Annotated in this window: 18 protein-coding genes and 1 tRNA gene; 11 read left to right on the forward strand and 8 right to left on the reverse strand. The window is 61.7% G+C overall.

The window, feature by feature from the left end:
- Positions 1-142: 142 nt before the first annotated feature.
- Complete coding sequence (locus ACN6NG_RS05555; RefSeq protein WP_474313161.1) at positions 143-1,651, forward strand: YdgA family protein; 1,509 nt, start codon at positions 143-145, stop codon at positions 1,649-1,651.
- Between the two features lie 235 nt (positions 1,652-1,886).
- Positions 1,887-2,945, forward strand: a complete 1,059-nt coding sequence (nadA, locus tag ACN6NG_RS05560; protein ID WP_019472564.1) for a quinolinate synthase NadA — start codon at positions 1,887-1,889, stop codon at positions 2,943-2,945.
- A gap of 116 nt (positions 2,946-3,061) precedes the next feature.
- Here the strand turns inward: nadA and ACN6NG_RS05565 are convergent, their stop codons facing one another.
- Positions 3,062-4,498, reverse strand: a complete 1,437-nt coding sequence (locus tag ACN6NG_RS05565) for a M48 family metalloprotease (RefSeq protein ID WP_197898983.1) — start codon at positions 4,496-4,498, stop codon at positions 3,062-3,064.
- Between the two features lie 122 nt (positions 4,499-4,620).
- Here ACN6NG_RS05565 and ACN6NG_RS05570 point away from each other — a divergent pair, with 122 nt between their 5' ends.
- Entirely contained in the window at positions 4,621-4,860 is a 240-nt protein-coding gene (locus ACN6NG_RS05570) for a sulfurtransferase TusA family protein (protein ID WP_016498337.1), read from the forward strand.
- 20 nt (positions 4,861-4,880) lie between these two features.
- Complete coding sequence (locus ACN6NG_RS05575; protein WP_474313163.1) at positions 4,881-5,951, forward strand: AI-2E family transporter; 1,071 nt, start codon at positions 4,881-4,883, stop codon at positions 5,949-5,951.
- A 120-nt stretch (positions 5,952-6,071) separates the two neighbouring features.
- On the opposite strand, the gene ACN6NG_RS05580 is transcribed toward ACN6NG_RS05575, so the two are convergent.
- Entirely contained in the window at positions 6,072-6,545 is a 474-nt protein-coding gene (locus tag ACN6NG_RS05580; RefSeq protein ID WP_197898984.1) for a peroxiredoxin, read from the reverse strand.
- Between the two features lie 11 nt (positions 6,546-6,556).
- Positions 6,557-7,120: a glycine cleavage system transcriptional repressor gene (locus ACN6NG_RS05585; protein ID WP_016488638.1), complete on the reverse strand. Its 564-nt coding sequence runs from the start codon at positions 7,118-7,120 to the stop codon at positions 6,557-6,559.
- Positions 7,121-7,379: 259 nt separating this feature from the next.
- Between ACN6NG_RS05585 and dapA the strand changes: the two genes are divergently transcribed.
- The 5 genes from dapA to ACN6NG_RS05610 all read left to right on the forward strand — a co-directional run bounded on the left by dapA (position 7,380) and on the right by ACN6NG_RS05610 (position 11,085).
- Positions 7,380-8,267 (forward strand): 4-hydroxy-tetrahydrodipicolinate synthase, encoded by an 888-nt coding sequence (dapA, locus tag ACN6NG_RS05590; protein ID WP_016498340.1) that lies wholly within the window; start codon positions 7,380-7,382, stop codon positions 8,265-8,267.
- A gap of 15 nt (positions 8,268-8,282) precedes the next feature.
- Entirely contained in the window at positions 8,283-9,404 is a 1,122-nt protein-coding gene (gene bamC / locus ACN6NG_RS05595; protein WP_016498341.1) for an outer membrane protein assembly factor BamC, read from the forward strand.
- Positions 9,405-10,163, forward strand: a complete 759-nt coding sequence (locus tag ACN6NG_RS05600) for an MBL fold metallo-hydrolase (protein WP_474313166.1) — start codon at positions 9,405-9,407, stop codon at positions 10,161-10,163.
- A gap of 30 nt (positions 10,164-10,193) precedes the next feature.
- Entirely contained in the window at positions 10,194-10,904 is a 711-nt protein-coding gene (gene purC / locus ACN6NG_RS05605; protein WP_016498342.1) for a phosphoribosylaminoimidazolesuccinocarboxamide synthase, read from the forward strand.
- Positions 10,905-10,995: 91 nt separating this feature from the next.
- Positions 10,996-11,085, forward strand: a tRNA-Ser gene (locus tag ACN6NG_RS05610).
- 99 nt (positions 11,086-11,184) lie between these two features.
- Here ACN6NG_RS05610 and ACN6NG_RS05615 read toward each other — a convergent pair.
- The 3 genes from ACN6NG_RS05615 to ACN6NG_RS05625 form a co-directional block, all read right to left on the reverse strand.
- Complete coding sequence (locus ACN6NG_RS05615) at positions 11,185-11,535, reverse strand: addiction module antidote protein (protein WP_019472417.1); 351 nt, start codon at positions 11,533-11,535, stop codon at positions 11,185-11,187.
- Positions 11,536-11,720: 185 nt separating this feature from the next.
- Positions 11,721-11,993: a DUF3077 domain-containing protein gene (locus tag ACN6NG_RS05620; protein WP_060519570.1), complete on the reverse strand. Its 273-nt coding sequence runs from the start codon at positions 11,991-11,993 to the stop codon at positions 11,721-11,723.
- 136 nt (positions 11,994-12,129) lie between these two features.
- Positions 12,130-12,393: a hypothetical protein gene (locus ACN6NG_RS05625; RefSeq protein ID WP_060519572.1), complete on the reverse strand. Its 264-nt coding sequence runs from the start codon at positions 12,391-12,393 to the stop codon at positions 12,130-12,132.
- Positions 12,394-12,814: 421 nt separating this feature from the next.
- Between ACN6NG_RS05625 and ACN6NG_RS05630 the strand changes: the two genes are divergently transcribed.
- Positions 12,815-13,978 carry an ATP-binding protein gene (locus ACN6NG_RS05630; protein WP_353455867.1) on the forward strand — a complete coding sequence of 388 codons (1,164 nt, stop codon included), beginning with the start codon at positions 12,815-12,817 and terminating at the stop codon, positions 13,976-13,978.
- Positions 13,979-14,003: 25 nt separating this feature from the next.
- Here ACN6NG_RS05630 and ACN6NG_RS05635 read toward each other — a convergent pair whose 3' ends face one another.
- Positions 14,004-14,621 (reverse strand): LysE family transporter, encoded by a 618-nt coding sequence (locus tag ACN6NG_RS05635; protein ID WP_063427408.1) that lies wholly within the window; start codon positions 14,619-14,621, stop codon positions 14,004-14,006.
- Between the two features lie 189 nt (positions 14,622-14,810).
- Between ACN6NG_RS05635 and ACN6NG_RS05640 the strand changes: the two genes are divergently transcribed.
- A complete protein-coding gene (locus ACN6NG_RS05640; protein WP_003254720.1) occupies positions 14,811-15,002 on the forward strand; it encodes a YhfL family protein in 192 nt (63 codons plus the stop codon).
- A gap of 87 nt (positions 15,003-15,089) precedes the next feature.
- Here the strand turns inward: ACN6NG_RS05640 and ACN6NG_RS05645 are convergent, their stop codons facing one another.
- On the reverse strand, positions 15,090-17,531 hold the full coding sequence (locus tag ACN6NG_RS05645; protein WP_474313170.1) for a TonB-dependent siderophore receptor: 2,442 nt from the start codon (positions 17,529-17,531) through the stop codon (positions 15,090-15,092).
- Positions 17,532-17,574 lie beyond the last annotated feature (43 nt).

Raw genomic sequence — 17,574 nt, forward strand, 5'->3', positions numbered from 1 at the left:
CTCGCTTTGAGGGGGTCAGACTCCTCTGAAAAATGTGTTTTCTCTTTTCGGACCGGTCATCGTGTTCTGTCGCAGTGGTACTCTTCGCCCCCTGCGTGGCCTTTGTCGCCCAAGAAGCCCTTACGGACAATCGGTTCTATTCATGAAGAAATCAGTTGGCATCCTTTCCGGCCTGGCGATTGCCATTGCCGTCGCATCCACCGCTGGTGCCTGGTACACCGGCAAGCAGTTGCCTGCCGAGCTGGACAATGCCCTTGTCCGCAGCAATGCCGAGCTCAAGAAGGCCCTGGTGACCACCGGCGGTAGCATGAGCATCGAGCGGGTGTCGCTGGAGCAGCATTTCTTCAGCAGTACCGCCCAGTACCGGCTCAAGGCCCGCGATATCAACGTGGGTGAAGGCGAGGTAGTGAGTTTCGACGTGGGCGTAACCGACCAGATCGAGCACGGGCCGTTTCCCTGGTCGCGGGTAAAGGCGTTGAAGCTGATGCCGGTGATGGCGGTCAGCAACAGCACCTTGCAGAAGGACGATGCCACCGCAGCGTGGTTCGCCGCTGCAGGCGAGCAGGCCCCGGTCAGCGCACAGACCAGCCTGGGTTACGGCGGCAGTGTGGTCAGCCAGGTCCGGCTGGCGCCGGTCAAGCTCGACGAGGCTGACGGCAACAGCCTCGACTTCTCTGGCATGCAGCTGGAAGTCAGTGGCGACAAGGAAGGCAAGGCGTCGAAGTTCCACGGCCAGGCCGACCGTTTCGTGATGAAACTTGTGCGCGATGACCAGCCGCCGGCCACGTTCGAACTTAAAGGCCTGAAGGTTGATGGCAACCTTCAGGCCACCGCGCACGACGCCATCTATGTGGGCAATGTCGACCTGGCGCTGGCCGAAACCAAGGTCACCCTGGGGCCGAAGCAGCAAGTGCTGCTGATCAACGGCCTGGAGCAGAATGTCCGGCAAACCCTGGACGGCCCGGATGTCGTGGGTGGTCGCGTGGAGTACAAGGTCGGCGACATCACCTGGGATGGCCGCGCGGTGGGCAAGGCGCACATGCTGGTGAGTGTCAATTCGGTCAACGCACCGGCATTGCAGGCATTGTCGAAGTGGTACCAGGCGCACCTGCCGGAGTTCGAGGCGGCCGCTGCAGCCGGTCAGCCTGTGCCGCAGATCCAGATGGACGACGCAGAGAAGGCCCGGTTCCAGGGTGATCTGCGGCAACTGCTGGCCGCCAAGCCCAAGGTGGCGATAGAAAACCTGTCGTTCAAGACCGCCAATGGCGAGAGCCGTTTCAACCTGTCGATGAACTTCGCCGCCCCGGCCAGTTTCGACTTGCCGCCGGACCAGTTGAGCAAGCAACTGATCACCGAGGTGAAGAGCAAGCTGTCGCTGTCCAAACCGATGATGGGTGACCTGGCGACCTTGCAGGCGCTGCTGGACGGCCAGACCGACGCCCAGGCGATTGCCATGCAGTCGAGCCAGGCGGGGGAGATGGTCGGCATGATGGCGCTGCAGAGTGGCCTGGCCACCGTCGAAGGCAACGATGTGGTGAGCAGCCTGCACTATGCCGATGGCATGGTTGATTTCAACGGCAAGAAGATGACCGTGGAAGAGTTCGCCATGCTCATGGCAGCGCACCTGGCAGCACTGTCGCCGCAGGGTTGATTGATTGAACCTGTACCGGCCTTTTCGCGGGCACGCCCGCGAAGAGGCCAGCACAGGCAACACAAAAACCACTTTAGTAATCGCTGGATTATCTGTAGCCTTCGGCCTCCGATAATAATCCGCGCCCGCAGAGGGCCGTGGCGGCCTGCGTACCGTCCGGCACCCTTAGCCGATCTGCCAGGGCCGGGTGATACACTCGATTTGACGCGCACGCGCGCCTGCAGGTCCAGCGATCATGACCCAGATTTCCGAACGCCTGTTGGTTCAGGCCCACCTCGACGCCAAGCAGCCCAACCCGCTGACAGCCGAGCAGGAGGCCGAATACCGTGCGGCCATCGCTGCCGAGCTCAAGGCTCAGAATGCCGTGCTGGTTGCCCACTATTACTGCGACCCGGTCATCCAGGCCCTGGCTGAGGAAACCGGCGGCTGCGTGTCCGACTCGCTGGAAATGGCCCGTTTCGGCAAGAATCACCCGGCCGAAACGGTGATCGTGGCCGGTGTGCGATTCATGGGCGAGACCGCGAAAATCCTCACCCCGGAAAAGCGCGTGCTGATGCCAACCCTGGAGGCCACCTGCTCGCTTGACCTGGGCTGCCCGGTAGAAGAGTTCTCAGCCTTCTGCGACCAGCACCCTGAGCGCACTGTGGTGGTGTACGCCAACACTTCCGCTGCCGTGAAGGCCCGTGCCGACTGGGTGGTGACTTCAAGCTGCGCGCTGGAAATCGTCGAAAGCCTGATGGACAACGGCGAAACCATCATCTGGGGCCCGGACCAGCACCTGGGCCGCTACATCCAGAAGCAAACCGGTGCCGACATGCTGCTGTGGGACGGTGCCTGCATCGTTCACGAAGAGTTCAAGTCGCGCCAGCTGGCCGATATGAAGGCGCTGTACCCGGACGCAGCGATCCTGGTGCACCCTGAATCGCCAGAAGCGGTGATCGAGTTGGCCGATGCGGTGGGCTCCACCAGCCAGTTGATCAAGGCGGCGCAGACCCTGCCGAACAAGACCTTCATCGTCGCCACCGACCGCGGCATCTTCTACAAGATGCAGCAGCTGTGCCCGGACAAGGAATTCGTCGAAGCCCCCACCGCCGGCAACGGCGCTGCATGCCGCAGCTGTGCACATTGCCCGTGGATGGCGATGAACACCCTGGAGCGGGTGCTGGATTGCCTGCGCAATGGCAGCAACGAGATTTTTGTCGACCCGGCGCTGGTGCCCAAGGCGATCAAGCCGCTGAACCGCATGCTGGACTTCACCCAGGCGGCGCGCCTGAAGCTTTCCGGTAACGCCTGAAAATGCTGGGGCCGCTCTGCGGCCCATTCGCAGCACAAGGCTGCTCCTACAGGGGAATGCGATCTCTGTAGGAGCAGCCTTGTGCTGCGAATGGGGCGCAAAGCGCCCCCAGATTCTCAGCGCCCCATCATCTCCCGAACCATACGCTGCTGCTCCAGGATCTCGCGCTGGCGCTGGTCGATCTGCGACGCCAGCGGGAAGTTGCCGCCCGCCCGGCGCTTGGCGTAATCCAGCTGCTGGATCGCCTGGTCAAAATCCCCTACCAACGTGAAGAACTCGGCTCTAGCCCGGTGCAAGCCAATGGTATTGCCCGACAAACCCCGCACTTCAGCCATGTCGTACCAGACGTCCGGGTCATCCGGCCGGCTCTTGATCAACTCGTTCAATATCTTCTCCGCCTCGGCCGGCTTGCTCTGCTTCACCAGCAGATCGGCACGCACCTGTTTAAGCGGGTAGTTGCCCGGGTACAGCGCCTGCATCCGCTCAGCCCGCTGCTGCGCGTCGGCAAGGCGGTTGTTGGTGATGTCCAGGTCGATCTGCGCCAGGTTGTAGGTGATGTCGTTGGGGGCCTTGGCCAGCAACGGCTTCAGGTTTTCGCGTGCTTCGTTCAGCTGGCCGCCCTTGATTTGCGCCAGGGCCAGGCCATAGCGTGCAGCGTCAAGTTTCGGGTCTTCGTCGAGCTGGGAGCGGAAGCGCTTGGCTGCCAGGCCGGGTGTTTCTTCATAGGTCAGGGCCACGCGCGCGCGAATCAGCTGATAGCGCTGGCTGTCCTCGACACCGCCCTTGGGCGCCTGCTCGGCACGGTTGCGGGTGTCAGCGATACGCGATTCGGTCACCGGGTGAGTTAGCAGAAATTCCGGCGGCTTGGCGCCGTAGCGGTACTGCTGCGCAAGGCGTTCGAACATGGTGGGCATGTTGCGCGGGTCGTAACCGGCCTTTTCAAGGTTCTGGATGCCGATGCGGTCGGCTTCCTGTTCGTTCTGCCGCGAGAAACGCCGCTGTTCCTGGATTGCCGCCGCCTGGGTGCCGGCAATCATGCCTATACCCGCATCCCCAGCGCCACCGGCAGCCAGCACGATACCCGCGAGCAAAGCCGCCATCATCGGCAGTTGCATGCGTTGCTGGGCTTCGACGCCGCGGGCGAAGTGGCGTTGCGACAAGTGCGCCAGTTCGTGCGCCAGCACCGAGGCGTACTCGCCTTCGGTGCGGGCATTGAGGAACAGGCCGCCGTTGACCCCGACGATGCCGCCGGGGGCCGCGAAGGCGTTGAGTTCACGGCTGTCGATCAGGATGAATTCCAGGCGCCGGTCCTGCAGCTGGCTGGTTTCGGCCAGGCGGTACACGGTAGTCTCTACGTAGTCCTTGAGCTGCGGGTCGTTCAACTGGTTGACCTGGCCACGCAGCAGGCTCAGCCAGGCACGGCCCAGTTGGTGCTCCTGTTGTGGCGAGACGATCGCAGAGCTGGCGTCACCCAGTGATGGCAGGTCGTCAGCATGGCCGGGAAGGGCCATCAGGCAGGCCAGCGTCAGCAGGGTAGGGCGCAGTAGATTCATGCACGAAGCTCGCGTCGGTCAAAGATACCTACTGTAGCGGGCTCACACGTTGGCGACCAGTGGCGCTATCCTAGCCGACCCTGTGAAGCAGCAACCCGGCAATGCCTTTGGAGAGCCCCGCGATGAGTGACACCCTGACCTGCGACGCCGAACTGGACGCCAGCGGGCTGAATTGCCCTTTGCCGCTGCTCAAGGCCAAGATGGAGCTCAATCGCCTGGCCAGCGGCGCCGTGCTGAAGGTGATCGCCACCGACGCAGGTTCCCAGCGCGACTTCCGCACTTTCGCCAAGCTGGCCGGTCATACCCTGCTGCAGGAAACGGCTGAGGCCGGCACCTATACCTACTGGCTGCGCAAGGCCTGAGTCTTTTCCAAGGATCGTCAATGTTCAAAGTGCTTCGCGACTGGATGCACCGCTACTTCTCCGATGAAGAAGCGGTGGTGCTGGCGGTGCTGCTGTTCCTGGCTTTTACCACTGTGCTCACCCTGGGCGGCATGCTCGCGCCGGTGCTGGCGGGCATGGTGCTGGCGTTCCTGATGCAGGGGCTGGTCAATGCCCTGGAGCGGCTGCGGGTACCGACCCGGCTGGCAGTGATGCTGGTCTTTGCCCTGTTCATGGGGGCGCTGGCGGTGTTCATGCTGGTGCTGGTGCCGTTGCTGTGGCACCAGCTGATTACCCTGTTCAATGAGCTGCCGGGCATGCTCGGCAAGTGGCAGTCGTTGCTGTTGCTGTTGCCCGAGCGCTACCCGCACCTGGTGTCGGACGAGCAGGTGCTGCACGCCATCGAGTCGGTGCGCGGGGAAATCGGCAAGTTCGGGCAGTGGGCGTTGACCTTTTCGCTCTCGAGCCTGCCGTTGCTGGTCAACGCCATGATCTACCTGGTGCTGGTGCCGATTCTGGTGTTCTTCTTCCTCAAGGACCGCGAACTGATCGGCCGTTGGGTCAGTGGCTACCTGCCCACCCAGCGCGCCTTGCTGAACCGGGTGGGCAGCGAGATGAACCGGCAGATTGCCAACTACATTCGCGGCAAGGGCATTGAAATCCTGATCTGCGGCATTGCCACCTACATCGCCTTCATCAGCCTGGGGCTCAACTACGCCGCGCTGCTGGCGCTACTGGTGGGGCTGTCGGTGGTGGTGCCGTATGTGGGCGCGGTGGTGGTGACGGTGCCGGTGACACTGATTGCGCTGTTCCAGTGGGGCTGGGGCGACCAGTTCATCTACCTGATGACGGTGTACGCGATCATCCAGGCGCTGGATGGCAACGTGCTGGTACCGCTGCTGTTCTCCGAGGCGGTGAGCCTGCACCCGGTGGCGATCATTTGCGCGGTATTGTTGTTTGGCGGGTTGTGGGGGTTCTGGGGGATCTTCTTCGCTATCCCGCTGGCGACGCTGATCAAGGCCGTGCTGGATGCCTGGCCGCGGCAGGAGCCTAGCGTTTCGCCGCTGCTTTGATGCAACTGAGGCCGCTTTGCGGCCCATTCGCAGCACAAGGCTGCTCCTACAAGGTCATGCGCAGTCCCTGTAGGAGCAGCCTTGTGCTGCGAATGGGCTGCAAAGCGGCCCCCGTCAATCTCAAGCCTTGTTCAAGGCCTGGGCAGCAGCCAGTACGGCATCCACATGCCCCGGCACCTTCACCCCACGCCATTCCTGGCGCAGCACACCGTTCTTGTCGATCAGGAAGGTGCTGCGGTCAACGCCCATGTATTCCTTGCCGTACAGCTTCTTCAGCTTGATCACGTCAAACAGCTGGCACAGGGCCTCGTCCTTGTCGCTGATCAGCTCGAACGGGAAGCCTTGCTTGGCCTTGAAGTTCTCGTGCGACTTGATGCCATCGCGCGATACCCCGAACACCACGGTGTTGGCTGCGGCAAAGGCGTCGTGCTGGTCACGGAACCCCTGGCCTTCGGTGGTGCAGCCCGGCGTGCTGTCCTTCGGGTAGAAGTACATCACCACTTGCTGGCCTTTGAGCTCGGCCAGGCTGACGGTTTGCCCGCTGGTGGCCTGGGCCTGGAAGTCGGCAACGGGTTGGTCGAGTGCTACAGCCATGGTCGGTTTCCTTACATTGGGTTCTGTGGACGCCAAGGCTCGATCAGCGCATCGAGGTTCAGGGCGTCGGCAAAGTCCAGGAACTGGTCACGTAGCCAGCTGATCTGGGTGCCGGCCGGCAAGATCACCGTGAATTGGGCGTTGAGCATGCTGCTGCCGGTCTGCGGCGCCAGGTAGGTGTCGCAGGTCATGGCTTCAAGCTCGACGCGGTGATCGAGGAAGAACTGGCACAGCTCGTTGATGATGTCCGGGCGGTAGGCGGCGCTGACATAAGCCACGTACGGCAGGGCCTGCGGGCGCACTTCCTGGTCGGCGCTGCGCACCACGTCCAGGGTCAGGCCGTGCTTCTTGCCCAGGCCCGGCAGGGTGGATTCGAGGCGCGCCAGGGCGTCCCAGCTGCCGCCCACCTGCAGCACCAGGGCGCTGGTCTCGCCATGGCGGCTCAGGCGCGAGGTGACCACCGCGCAGCGGTTTTCGAAGGCGGCGCGGCTGAGGACGTTGGCCAGCTCCATGGGATTAGGTCCCAGGGCACTGATGACAAGGAATTGTTCGCGGACAGTGGTGGGGGTGGACATGCAGCATTCCTAAAGCGATGAGCGGTCGGTGCAGGACGGTCAAAAGCCTCCTGTCGGCAGGGCCCGGGGCTCGCATGCGAGGTCTTGGACGCTGGCGGGGAGCAAGGTCGACGGCCCGGCGGGCCGCGCTGCACCGATCAAAGGGTCAAGGGTAGCGAAATAAGGCGCCGAGGGGAATGCTCCGCCCGCCTGCTTCGCTTGTGCAAGGTCGATGCCCCCAGTACCATTACCGCTCTCTTTTTCCGGCAGGAGCAGTTACATGATTGCGGGCAGTATGGTGGCATTGGTCACACCCATGGATGCACAAGGGCGTGTTGACTGGGGCAGCCTCGACAAACTTGTAGACTTCCACCTGGAAAACGGCACCCATGCGATCGTCGCCGTCGGCACCACCGGTGAGTCCGCCACGCTGGATGTCGAAGAGCACATCCTGGTCATCAAGCACGTGGTCGAGCGCGTCAAGCGCAGCAGCCGCAGCGTACCGGTCATCGCTGGCACCGGCGCCAACTCCACTGCCGAAGCCGTGCACCTGACCCAGAACGCCAAGAGCGCCGGTGCCGACGCCTGCCTGCTGGTGGTGCCGTACTACAACAAGCCGACGCAAGAAGGCCTGTACCAGCACTTCAAGCACATTGCCGAAGCCGTCGACATTCCGCAGATCCTCTACAACGTACCCGGCCGCACCTCCTGCGACATGCAGGCCGAGACCGTGATCCGCCTGTCGACCGTGCCGAACATCATCGGCATCAAGGAAGCCACCGGCGACCTGGTCCGCGCCAAGGCCATCCTCGATGGCGTCAGCAAGGACTTCATCGTTCTGTCCGGCGATGACCCGACTGCCGTCGAGCTGATCCTGATGGGCGGCAAGGGCAACATCTCTGTTACTGCCAACGTCGCCCCGCGCGAAATGGCCGATCTGTGCGAGGCCGCCCTTGCGGGCGATGCCGAGAAGGCCCGCGCGATCAACGAAAAACTCATGCCGCTGCACAAAGACCTGTTCTGCGAAGCCAACCCGATCCCGGTGAAATGGGCGCTCGTCGAAATGGGCTTGATGCAAAAAGGTATTCGCTTGCCACTGACCTGGCTGAGCGAAGGCTGCCACGAAAAAGTCCGTACTGCCTTGCGCCAGTCCGGCGTACTGGTTTAAGAGGAAGTACACCGCATGAAGCGATTGGCTGGTCTTTCCGCCCTTGCCCTGATTATCTCCAGCACCAGTGGGTGTGGCTGGCTGTGGGGCGAGGATGGCTATTTCCGCGACCGCGGCAGCGATTACCTGCAGGCGCACCCGACCGCGCCGATGCAACTGCCGCCGGACGCTAGCAACGTCAAACGCCTTGACCCGCTGCTGCCGATCCCGCGTAACGTCGCTGACGACAACGTCGCTGGCGAGTTCGAAGTGCCGCGTCCGCAGCCGTTGACCGGTGGCGCCGCCCAGGTAACCGACTACAGCCTGCAGCGCAGCGGCAGCAGCCGTTGGGTACTGGCCCAGCATTCGCCTGCCGAGGTATGGCCAGTAGCCCGCCAGTTCTTCGAGGACAACGGCTTCCGCATTGCTGAAGAGCGCCCGCAGACCGGTGAGTTCAACACCACCTGGCAGCGTTTCGACGAACTGTCGGCATCGCTTGGTCAGCGCCTGGCCAGCACCGCCAGCAGCGGTGACAGCGAAGTGCGCGTCCGTGTGCGCATGGAGCCTGGCGTGCAGCGCAACACCTCCGAGGTGTACGTGGTCAGCGTCGAGCGCCCGGCCGGCAGCACTGCCGAGCCAGGGTTCCCGTCCACGTCCAGCAACACCGGCGCCGATGCCCTGCTGGTCGACGAAATGCTTGCCAGCATGAACCGCAGCGCCGAGAAGGGCGGTTCGGTGTCGCTGTTGGCCGCGCGCGATTTCGACGCGCCAAGCCGCGTCAGCCTGAGCGAAGACGGCAGCGGTAACCCGGTGCTGTACCTGGGCTCCGACCTGGACCGCGCCTGGTCTGGCGTGGGCCGTGCCCTGGAGCAGGGTGGCGAATGGCGTGTCGAAGACATCAACCGCAGCCTGGGCCTGTACTACATCAACCTGTCGGAAAAGCCTGACGACAAGCAGAACCAGCCTGGCTTCTTCGGCCGCATGTTCGGCAGCGAGCCGACCAAGGAAGAGCGTGAAGCCCGTGCCGAGCGCTATCAGGTTCGCCTGAGCAAGGTGGGTGAGAGCGTGCAGGTCACGGTCGAGAAAAACATCAACACCGTGGCTCCGGCCGATGTCGCCCGCCGCGTGCTGAGCGCCATTCAGGACCACCTGGGCTAAGTGCGCTTCGCGGTACTCGGAAGCGGCAGCCAAGGGAACGGCACGCTGATCGCCAGTGGTGACACGTTCATCCTGGTTGATTGCGGCTTTTCCCTGCGCGAAACCGAGCGGCGCCTGACGCTGCTCGGCGTTTCAGCGGCCCAGCTCAGCGCGGTACTGGTCACCCACGAACATGCCGACCACGTGCATGGGGTCGGCTTGCTGTCACGGCGCTACAATGTACCGGTCTACCTCAGCCAAGGGACCTTGCGCGGCATGCGCAAGCCGGTGGAGGTGGCCGGTTTTCTCGCGTGTGGCCAAAGCCTGCGTATCGGCAGCCTGGAAGTGACCGCAGCGCGGGTAGAGCACGACGCCTACGAGCCGCTGCAATACGTGATCAGCGACGGCCAGCGGCGCTTCGGCATGCTGACCGACCTGGGCTCGTACGACGCGTTGTTGCTGGAGCGTTACCAGGGCCTGGATGCACTGCTGATCGAGGCCAACCACTGCCGCGACCTGCTCGCACGTGGTCACTACCCGGTCTTCCTGAAGCAGCGGGTAGGTGGCATGCAAGGGCATTTGAACAATCACCAGGCCGCGCGCCTGGTGCACGAGTTGGGCTGGAGCAACCTGCAACACCTGGTGCTGGCCCACCTCAGCAGCAAGAACAACCTGCCACACTTGGCCCGCCAGTGCTTCGTCGACACCCTAGGGTGCGACCCGGACTGGCTCCAGGTGGCGAATCAGGAACACGGGCTCGACTGGCGCGAAATCGCCTAGCCCAACACCTCAAGCAAGCGGAGCCCAATCATGGAAAAACGCGACGAACTCTACCGCGGCAAGGCCAAATCGGTTTACAAGACCGACGACGCCGACCGCTTGATCCTGCTGTTCCGTAACGACACTTCGGCGTTCGACGGCAAGCGCATCGAACAACTCGACCGCAAAGGCACGGTGAACAACAAGTTCAACGCCTTCATCATGCAAAAACTGGAAGAAGCCGGCGTGCCGACCCAGTTCGACAAGCTGCTGGGCGACAACGAGTGCCTGGTGAAGAAGCTGGACATGATCCCGGTCGAATGCGTAGTGCGTAACTACGCTGCCGGCAGCCTGGTCAAGCGCCTGGGCGTGGAGGAGGGCATCAAGCTGGAGCCGTCCACCTTCGAACTGTTCCTGAAGAACGACGAGAAGGGCGACCCCTTCATCAACGAATCCCACGTTGTCGCGTTCGGCTGGGGCACCGCTGAGCAGCTGGTCGAAATGAAAAAGCTGTCGCTGAAGGTCAACGAGGTGCTGACCAAATTGTTCGATGACGCTGGCCTGCTGCTGGTCGACTTCAAGCTGGAGTTCGGCGTATTCCACGGCCAGATCGTGCTGGGCGACGAGTTCAGCCCGGACGGCTGCCGCCTGTGGGACAAAGAAACCCGCAAGAAGATGGACAAGGACCGCTTCCGCCAGGGCCTGGGCGACGTGATCGAAGCCTACGAAGAAGTTGCCAAGCGCCTGGGCGTGCCGCTGTAAGCGGCGCGTTCACGCAAGCGCCTGATACCACGCGACTTTTTTTAAAAAAAGGTTTGCGTTTTAAAAGAACGCTGGTATGATGCGCGGCATTGGAGAGATGCCGGAGTGGTCGAACGGGACGGATTCGAAATCCGTTGTACTGGCAACAGTACCTAGGGTTCAAATCCCTATCTCTCCGCCATACAAGAGAAAGCCCCTGGAAGCGAAAGCTTTCAGGGGCTTTTTCGTTGTGCGTCGCTAAATGGTTTGAAGTCAGCAGCCCCAATTGCGCGAGGCGAGCCTATGAGGAAGCGGGGAGCTTCTTGAGCGGTCTGACAGTGAGCTCTACACCCAAGGCAAGCATGAGCTTTTGAATAGTAGTGAAACGAGTTTTATCGCCGCCCTTCAACGTTTTGTAAAGGGACTCACGATTCACGCCTGCGTCTTGCGCAAACTGATTCACGCCCTTGGCTTTTGCCACTTCCCCCAAGGCATGCATCAGAGTTTGCGCGTCGTTAGCCTTCATTGCCTCCGCCAGAAAAGCCGCGATGGTTTCGGGGCTGTTCAGAAACCGGGAGGCCTCGAAGCGCTTGGTATTGCTCAAATCGAGCTCAAGGATGGGCATGTCTTCGGCGGTGAATGTGTCGCTCATCGTTGTTTACCTCGTATAACATCAAGGATTTGCTTGGCGCGCTTAATGGCTCTGTGCTGATCCGTTTTTTTGCAGTCCTACTCGGATGTTGTCGCCAGTCGAGCGCTTTGGAGTCTGTTTGCGGCGAGTCGCGATAGATGAAACCCCTGGATACTCTGCGCTTCCAGATGCATCGTCGTTGTGCCTTATTTTTTCATCATCCCCAATTCAGCATCATCCAGCAGCGCCTTGGCCATCGCACTCAGGTAGTGCGAGGCCCAGATCAGTTTCTGGTCGCCGTCCATCAGGCCGGTGATGATCAGGTCGCGCACGTAGCCCATCAGTTCGGAGGCCTGTTCGCGGGCGTCCTGGCAGGGGATGCCGGGTTCGATGCGGAACAGCGGGTGGGTGTTGTTTTCGCCTTGGTAGAAGCAGGTCTTGCCGACGGTGGTGGGTTCTTGTGTGTTGTCGGTGGGCATTGATTTGTTTCCCTGGGTTCTGGGTTGCCTGGGCTGGCCTCTTCGCGGGTGAACCCGCTCCCACAGGTGCTGTGCAGTGCCTGAGGGCGGAGATAACCCTGTGGGAGCGGCTTTAGCCGCGAAGAGGCCTGGCCTGCTAGTGCAAGGTGTACGGCTCAGTGGGTAAATGCGGCCGCATCTGCAATTGCATCAATGCCGACTCGACCAGGCTCTGGACCGCCTCCATTTCATGGATCACGGCCTGCATCACAATCGAGCTGTGGGCGGTAGGCTTGAGTTGCACGGACTGGCGGGCGACGGACAGGGCACAGAGTACGTACTCTGAGGACTGGACCAGGGTGTCTTGCAGGGCTTGGGTGGAATCGAGGGAGTAGGGTGGATCAGGGACCATCTTGCGCATACACATCTCCAGGATCATTGGAGCTGCCGCAAGCTTGCTGTCAAACAAGAGGGTGGCAGCTGTACATGGGTTGACAGACCGAGGATCCCGGAGTAACTCGGCGCACACGACGGTGCCCCACGTACAGCCGCCATAAACAGTGCACGTGTGCGGGAAATCGTCGGCCTGTCAAAGCCGGCCGTTGATTTTGCAACGACAAGCCGAGACTAGAGCGCGACCGGATCCGTCGCAACAGTTTGAGCGGGTTGCCAGTATGTTTGGGAAACGCCCTACAAGGAAGGGAATAATTCTGAGTTCAAGTTGTAGGACGGGGGCTTATTTTGCAGCGCCGAAGGGCAAACGCTACCGAAATCTACTCATAGATAGCGAAAATCGCTAGACTTCGCTATCTATTGCTATAACCGTTCTCTGGAGGTAGCCCATGGACCCGTACCGCAACCCTTTCGCACCCGGCGCCGGCAGCAGACCGCCTGAGCTTGCAGGCCGCGATGGGGTGCTTGAGCACGCGCGCGTTTCGTGTGGGCGGGCTATCAACGGGCGCAGCGCGCGCTCCATGATGCTGCTTGGCTTGAGAGGGACTGGCAAAACGGTGCTCTTGAACGAAGTCGGGAAAATTGCAGAGCAAGCGGGCTTGCTGGTCTCCAAGGTCGAGTCGCCGGAAGAGGAAAGCCTTGCGCGCCTTCTTTACCCGGAAATGCGCAAGGTCATGCGCTCTCTGTCCACCGTGGAAGCCGCCAAGCAAATTGCAAATCGGGGGCTGAAGGGCCTGCGTGGGTTTGCCTCCATCTTCAAGATCGATATCGCCGGTGTGGAAGTGGGTGTAGAGCCAGAGCCCGGCCTTGCGGACAGTGGCAATCTTCAATACGACCTGCCAGACCTGTTCAACGTTATCGGGCGTGCGGCCCAGGCCGCAGGCAAAGGCTGGATTCTGTTGATCGACGAAGTCCAGTACCTGGGTGAAGCCGATCTCAGGGCCCTGATTGTCTCCATGCACAAAATGTCTCAGGAAGGCCTGCCGGTGCTGCTTGTGGGTGCCGGGCTGCCTCAGGTCGCGCGGTTGGCAGGTCAGGCGAAATCCTATGCAGAGCGGCTGTTCCTGTATCCGGAAATCAATGCACTTGATGCCGATGCTGCTGCCAAGGCCGTGCTCAAGCCGATCCTGGACGAGGAGGCATCCATTGCAGAGGCCGCCTTGCAAGAGATTGTCGTGCGTACCAAGGGCTATCCGTTCTTTTTGCAAGAGTGGGCGTCCACGGCGTGGAACTGTGCCGAGGGGCCAGAGATATCGCTGGATGATGTCGTTCAATCCTACTCGGAAACCCTGGCGTTGCTGGATGCAGGTTTCTTCAGGGTGCGTATCGACCAGTTGACACCCAGCGAAGTGCTTTTCGTCAGAGCCATGTCGGAGCTTGGCGATGGGCCTTATGCGGTAGGTGATATCGCCAAGGCCATGGGCCGAACCCAATCGTCACTTGGCCCCATAAGAGCCAAGGTCATCGCCAAAGGCATGGCCTACAGCACCGATCATGGTGTGCTGGATTTCACCGTACCGCTTTTTGCAGAGTTCATGCGTCGCCAGAGTTGACCCACAAACTGTGCCGTGGCCTTGCTCAGCGCATCGCCGCCAACTTGATACCAAACCCTACCAGACAAGCCCCCGCCAGCCGCTCGAACAGGTTGCTGATTCGTGGGTTGGCGCGCATGCGTTCTGCCAACTGGTGCGTCAGCACCACGGCAATCAGCCCATACGCGAAGGTCACCACCGCCACCGTCGCAGCCATGAAGCCGAACGTCACCAGCCCCTGGTGCTTCACCGGGTCGACGAACAGTGGGAAAAACGCCATGTAGAACATGATCGCCTTGGGGTTGAGCAGGGTGATCATCATGGTCTGGCGCAGGTACTGGCCGTTGTCCATGCGGCAGGTGTGGGCAGCACCACCGGGTTTGCTCAGGAGCATGCGCAGGCCCAGGTACGCCAGGTACGCAGCACCGGCCCATTGCACCATGTGGAAGGCGGTGGGGTAGGTGGCCAGCAGGGTGGCGACGCCGGCTACCGCCAGCCACAGCAGCACCTGGTCACCCACGATCACCCCAAGTGTCGCGGCCAGGCCAGCCTTGATACCGCCCTTGCCGGTGGCGGTGATCAAGGCAAAATTGCCCGGGCCGGGGATGGCCAGAAGAATGATGAAGGCGATGACGAATGCGCCGTAGTCGGTGACGCCGAGCATGGTGAGTTCCTGTTGGGCATGACGAAGGCAGTGCCCTGAACTATCGTCGCCAAAGGCGCGCTTTTCAACCTGTTGTTGCACAATTGCAACGAACTTGTGCCAGGTACGACTTGGATCCAATGGGTGGAGTCTGTATCATCCCGCGGCCATCAGACGATGGTCGAAGATGATTCATTTAAAGGACTTAGTATGAAAAAGCTGTTCAAGGCCACCGTAGCCGTTGCCGTTGTTTCGGGTGTTGCCCTGCTGTCGGGTTGCACTGGCCAAGTTTACAACCAACCGAAAAACTGCACTTACGACTACCTGTTCCACCCTTCGGTTTCCATCTCCAAGATCATCGGTGGCTGCGGCCCGATCGATAAACTGCCTCAGCAGCAGTAATCTTGGCGGTACCCTGATCGCGACGCTTGCGACGTGATCCAAGGCCCCCGGTCATGTAAATGGCCGGGGGCTTTTGTTTGTGGCAACTTACCAGCGCAGCGACACGGTTCCCAGCAGCGTGCGCTCTTCACCCCAGTAGCAACGGCCGGCGTTGTTGCAGCCTGCCACATACTCTTTGTCGAACAGGTTGCGGGCGTTGACTTCAACCGACCAGTTTTCGTCGATTTCATAGCCCACCTTGGCATCCACCAGCGTCACGTCACCGGTATCCAGCTTGCCGTACAGGCTTGCCGGGGTATAGGCGAAGGTACTGTCGAAGTGGCGCACGCCGCCACCGATCTGCAAGCCTTTGAGCAGGCCTTCACGGAAGCGATACGTGCTCCACACCGACGCCTGGTTGCGTGGCACGCCGGTCATCTGGTGGTCTTCATACAGCGACCCGGCCACGTCCTTGGTAATGCGCGAATCGGTGTAGGTGTAGGCAGCGGTGAGGTTGAGGTTTTCGCTCAGGTCGCTGTTAAGTTCCAGCTCCACGCCCTTGGCCCGGCTGGCACCGATCTGGCGGTAGTCACCCACGGCGGAATCGAACAGCACATCGTCCTTCTTGCGCAGGTCGTACACCGATGCGGTGAAGGCGGTGTTCCAGCCTTTGGGCTCGTACTTGATACCCAATTCGTACTGCTCGCTGGTGGTCGGGTCCAGCGGGCCGCTCTTGCTTTCGGTCTGTTGGGTCGGGGCAAAGGCGGTGGAGTAGCTGAAGTACGGCGACAGGCCGTTTTCGAACTGGTACATCACCCCGGTCTGCCAGGTGAACTTGCTGTCCCAACTGTTCATGTCGGCTTGTGCGTTAAGGGTGCCGGCTTTGTTGCGGAACTGGCTGTTGACCCGGTCCAGGCGCCCGCCCAACAGCAGCACCCAGTTGTCCACCTTGGTTTGCAGCTGGCTGTAGAGGCCGTACATGGTCTGGTCGAGCAAGGCGTTCTGCACATGCAGGGGCGTGCTTGGCTTGCCGTTCCAGGCCGGGTCGAACACATTGATGGTGCCGCCATTGCCCGCGTCCCAATCCTGGTTGAACGACGTGCGGTCCAGGCTTGCTCCGATCAGGAAGGTGTGGTCGAACGCGCCGCTGGTGAAATGGCCTTCGAACTGGTTGTCCAGCGAGTAGGCGATGGACTTGTTGTAGCGGTCGTAGGCCGTGTTGCTCAGGGTGGTGCCGAAGCCGCCGTTGTTCAGGTTGCCTGGCCACATTTCCTGGCGATCGATGCGCGACTGCATGTAGCGCGAGTTCTGGCGGAACTGCCAGGTGTCGTTGAAGCGGTGGCTGAACTCGTAGCCCAGGCTCCAGGTTTCCCGCTCGAAGTTGTCCCAGTCCGGGTTGCCGGACAGTTGGTCCTTGTCGATCTTGCCGTTGGGGTTGTGCAACAGGGTGCCGGCGGCCGGGTAACCGAGTTCCATCAAGGTGCGGTCGCGCTGGTAGGTGGCCAGCACGGTCAGGCTGTTGAAGTCGTCGAAGTTAAACGTCAGCGACGGCGCGATGTACATGCGGTCGTCGGGCTGATGGTCGACTTGGGTGTCGGCCTTGCGGCCCATCATCACCAGGCGGCCAAGGACATTGCCCTCATCGGTCAGCGGGCCGGAAACGTCGACGCCCAACTGGCGGCGGTTGTGCGAGCCGTAGCTCAGTTGCACTTCGCCCCGCGCGTCGGCAGTAGGCCGTTTGCTGACCAGGTTGACCACACCACCCGGGGCGTTTTCGCCATACAGGATCGAAGTCGGGCCGCGGAACACTTCCACCCGCTCCAGGCCGTAGGGCTCGCTGCTGGTGTCATACCGGTTGCCCTGCACCCGCAAGCCATCGCGCAGCAGGCCATAGCCATAGTCGGTGGCGTTGAAGCCACGGATGAAGAACAGGTCACCCGCTTGGCCATCACCGCCGGCAAACGGCGGTGAGAAAATACCTGGTACATAGCCCAGCACCTCGGTGAGGGTTTGCGATTGCTGGTCATCCATGCGCTGGCGGGTTACCACCGAGACCGAGCGCGGGGTGTCGGCCAAGGCGCTGCTGGTTTTGCTGGCGGTGGCACTGGCGACGGCACGGTAGCCGCTATCGCCCTGGCCATTGCTGGCGACCAGGGTAGCGGCGTTGATCGACGTGGCATCCAGTTGCAGGGCGGTGCCATCGGCAAGCGGTTGCAGCACATAACCCGCGCTGCCTTGGGGCACGGCTTGCAGGCCGCTGCCCTGTAGTAGCCGGGCCAGGCCTTGGGTGACGCTGAAGCGGCCTTGCAGCCCCAGGCTGGTCTTGCCGGCGGCCAGTTCGTTGCTGCCGGCCAGGTAGATACCGGCCTGGCTGCTGAACTGGTTGAGGGCGCTGGTGAGCGAGCCGGGTGCGATGTTGAAGCGGGTTTCGGCGCTGGCCGCCTGTTCGGCGTGGGCCTGGCTGGCGGGCAACAGCAGTGGGGCGGCGGCACACAGCGAGAGGGGCGCGGCAAGTGCCAGGCGAAGCGCGGGGTGGAAGGGCGTCGGCATGCTGGTCTCTGGGATCGAAAGGGTGAGTTGGGAGGGCTATGCC

The organism is Pseudomonas sp. TSO6 (assembly GCF_056098905.1).

Bases quoted from the DNA above. Each gene is read 5' to 3' on its own strand.
- ACN6NG_RS05555 (WP_474313161.1), top strand. From the start codon at position 143: ATGAAGAAATCAGTTGGCATCCTTTCCGGCCTGGCGATTGCCATTGCC.
- nadA (WP_019472564.1), top strand. From the start codon at position 1,887: ATGACCCAGATTTCCGAACGCCTGTTGGTTCAGGCCCACCTCGACGCC.
- ACN6NG_RS05565 (WP_197898983.1), bottom strand. From the start codon at position 4,498: ATGAATCTACTGCGCCCTACCCTGCTGACGCTGGCCTGCCTGATGGCC.
- ACN6NG_RS05570 (WP_016498337.1), top strand. From the start codon at position 4,621: ATGAGTGACACCCTGACCTGCGACGCCGAACTGGACGCCAGCGGGCTG.
- ACN6NG_RS05575 (WP_474313163.1), top strand. From the start codon at position 4,881: ATGTTCAAAGTGCTTCGCGACTGGATGCACCGCTACTTCTCCGATGAA.
- ACN6NG_RS05580 (WP_197898984.1), bottom strand. From the start codon at position 6,545: ATGGCTGTAGCACTCGACCAACCCGTTGCCGACTTCCAGGCCCAGGCC.
- ACN6NG_RS05585 (WP_016488638.1), bottom strand. From the start codon at position 7,120: ATGTCCACCCCCACCACTGTCCGCGAACAATTCCTTGTCATCAGTGCC.
- dapA (WP_016498340.1), top strand. From the start codon at position 7,380: ATGATTGCGGGCAGTATGGTGGCATTGGTCACACCCATGGATGCACAA.
- bamC (WP_016498341.1), top strand. From the start codon at position 8,283: ATGAAGCGATTGGCTGGTCTTTCCGCCCTTGCCCTGATTATCTCCAGC.
- purC (WP_016498342.1), top strand. From the start codon at position 10,194: ATGGAAAAACGCGACGAACTCTACCGCGGCAAGGCCAAATCGGTTTAC.
- ACN6NG_RS05615 (WP_019472417.1), bottom strand. From the start codon at position 11,535: ATGAGCGACACATTCACCGCCGAAGACATGCCCATCCTTGAGCTCGAT.
- ACN6NG_RS05620 (WP_060519570.1), bottom strand. From the start codon at position 11,993: ATGCCCACCGACAACACACAAGAACCCACCACCGTCGGCAAGACCTGC.
- ACN6NG_RS05625 (WP_060519572.1), bottom strand. From the start codon at position 12,393: ATGCGCAAGATGGTCCCTGATCCACCCTACTCCCTCGATTCCACCCAA.
- ACN6NG_RS05630 (WP_353455867.1), top strand. From the start codon at position 12,815: ATGGACCCGTACCGCAACCCTTTCGCACCCGGCGCCGGCAGCAGACCG.
- ACN6NG_RS05635 (WP_063427408.1), bottom strand. From the start codon at position 14,621: ATGCTCGGCGTCACCGACTACGGCGCATTCGTCATCGCCTTCATCATT.
- ACN6NG_RS05640 (WP_003254720.1), top strand. From the start codon at position 14,811: ATGAAAAAGCTGTTCAAGGCCACCGTAGCCGTTGCCGTTGTTTCGGGT.
- ACN6NG_RS05645 (WP_474313170.1), bottom strand. From the start codon at position 17,531: ATGCCGACGCCCTTCCACCCCGCGCTTCGCCTGGCACTTGCCGCGCCC.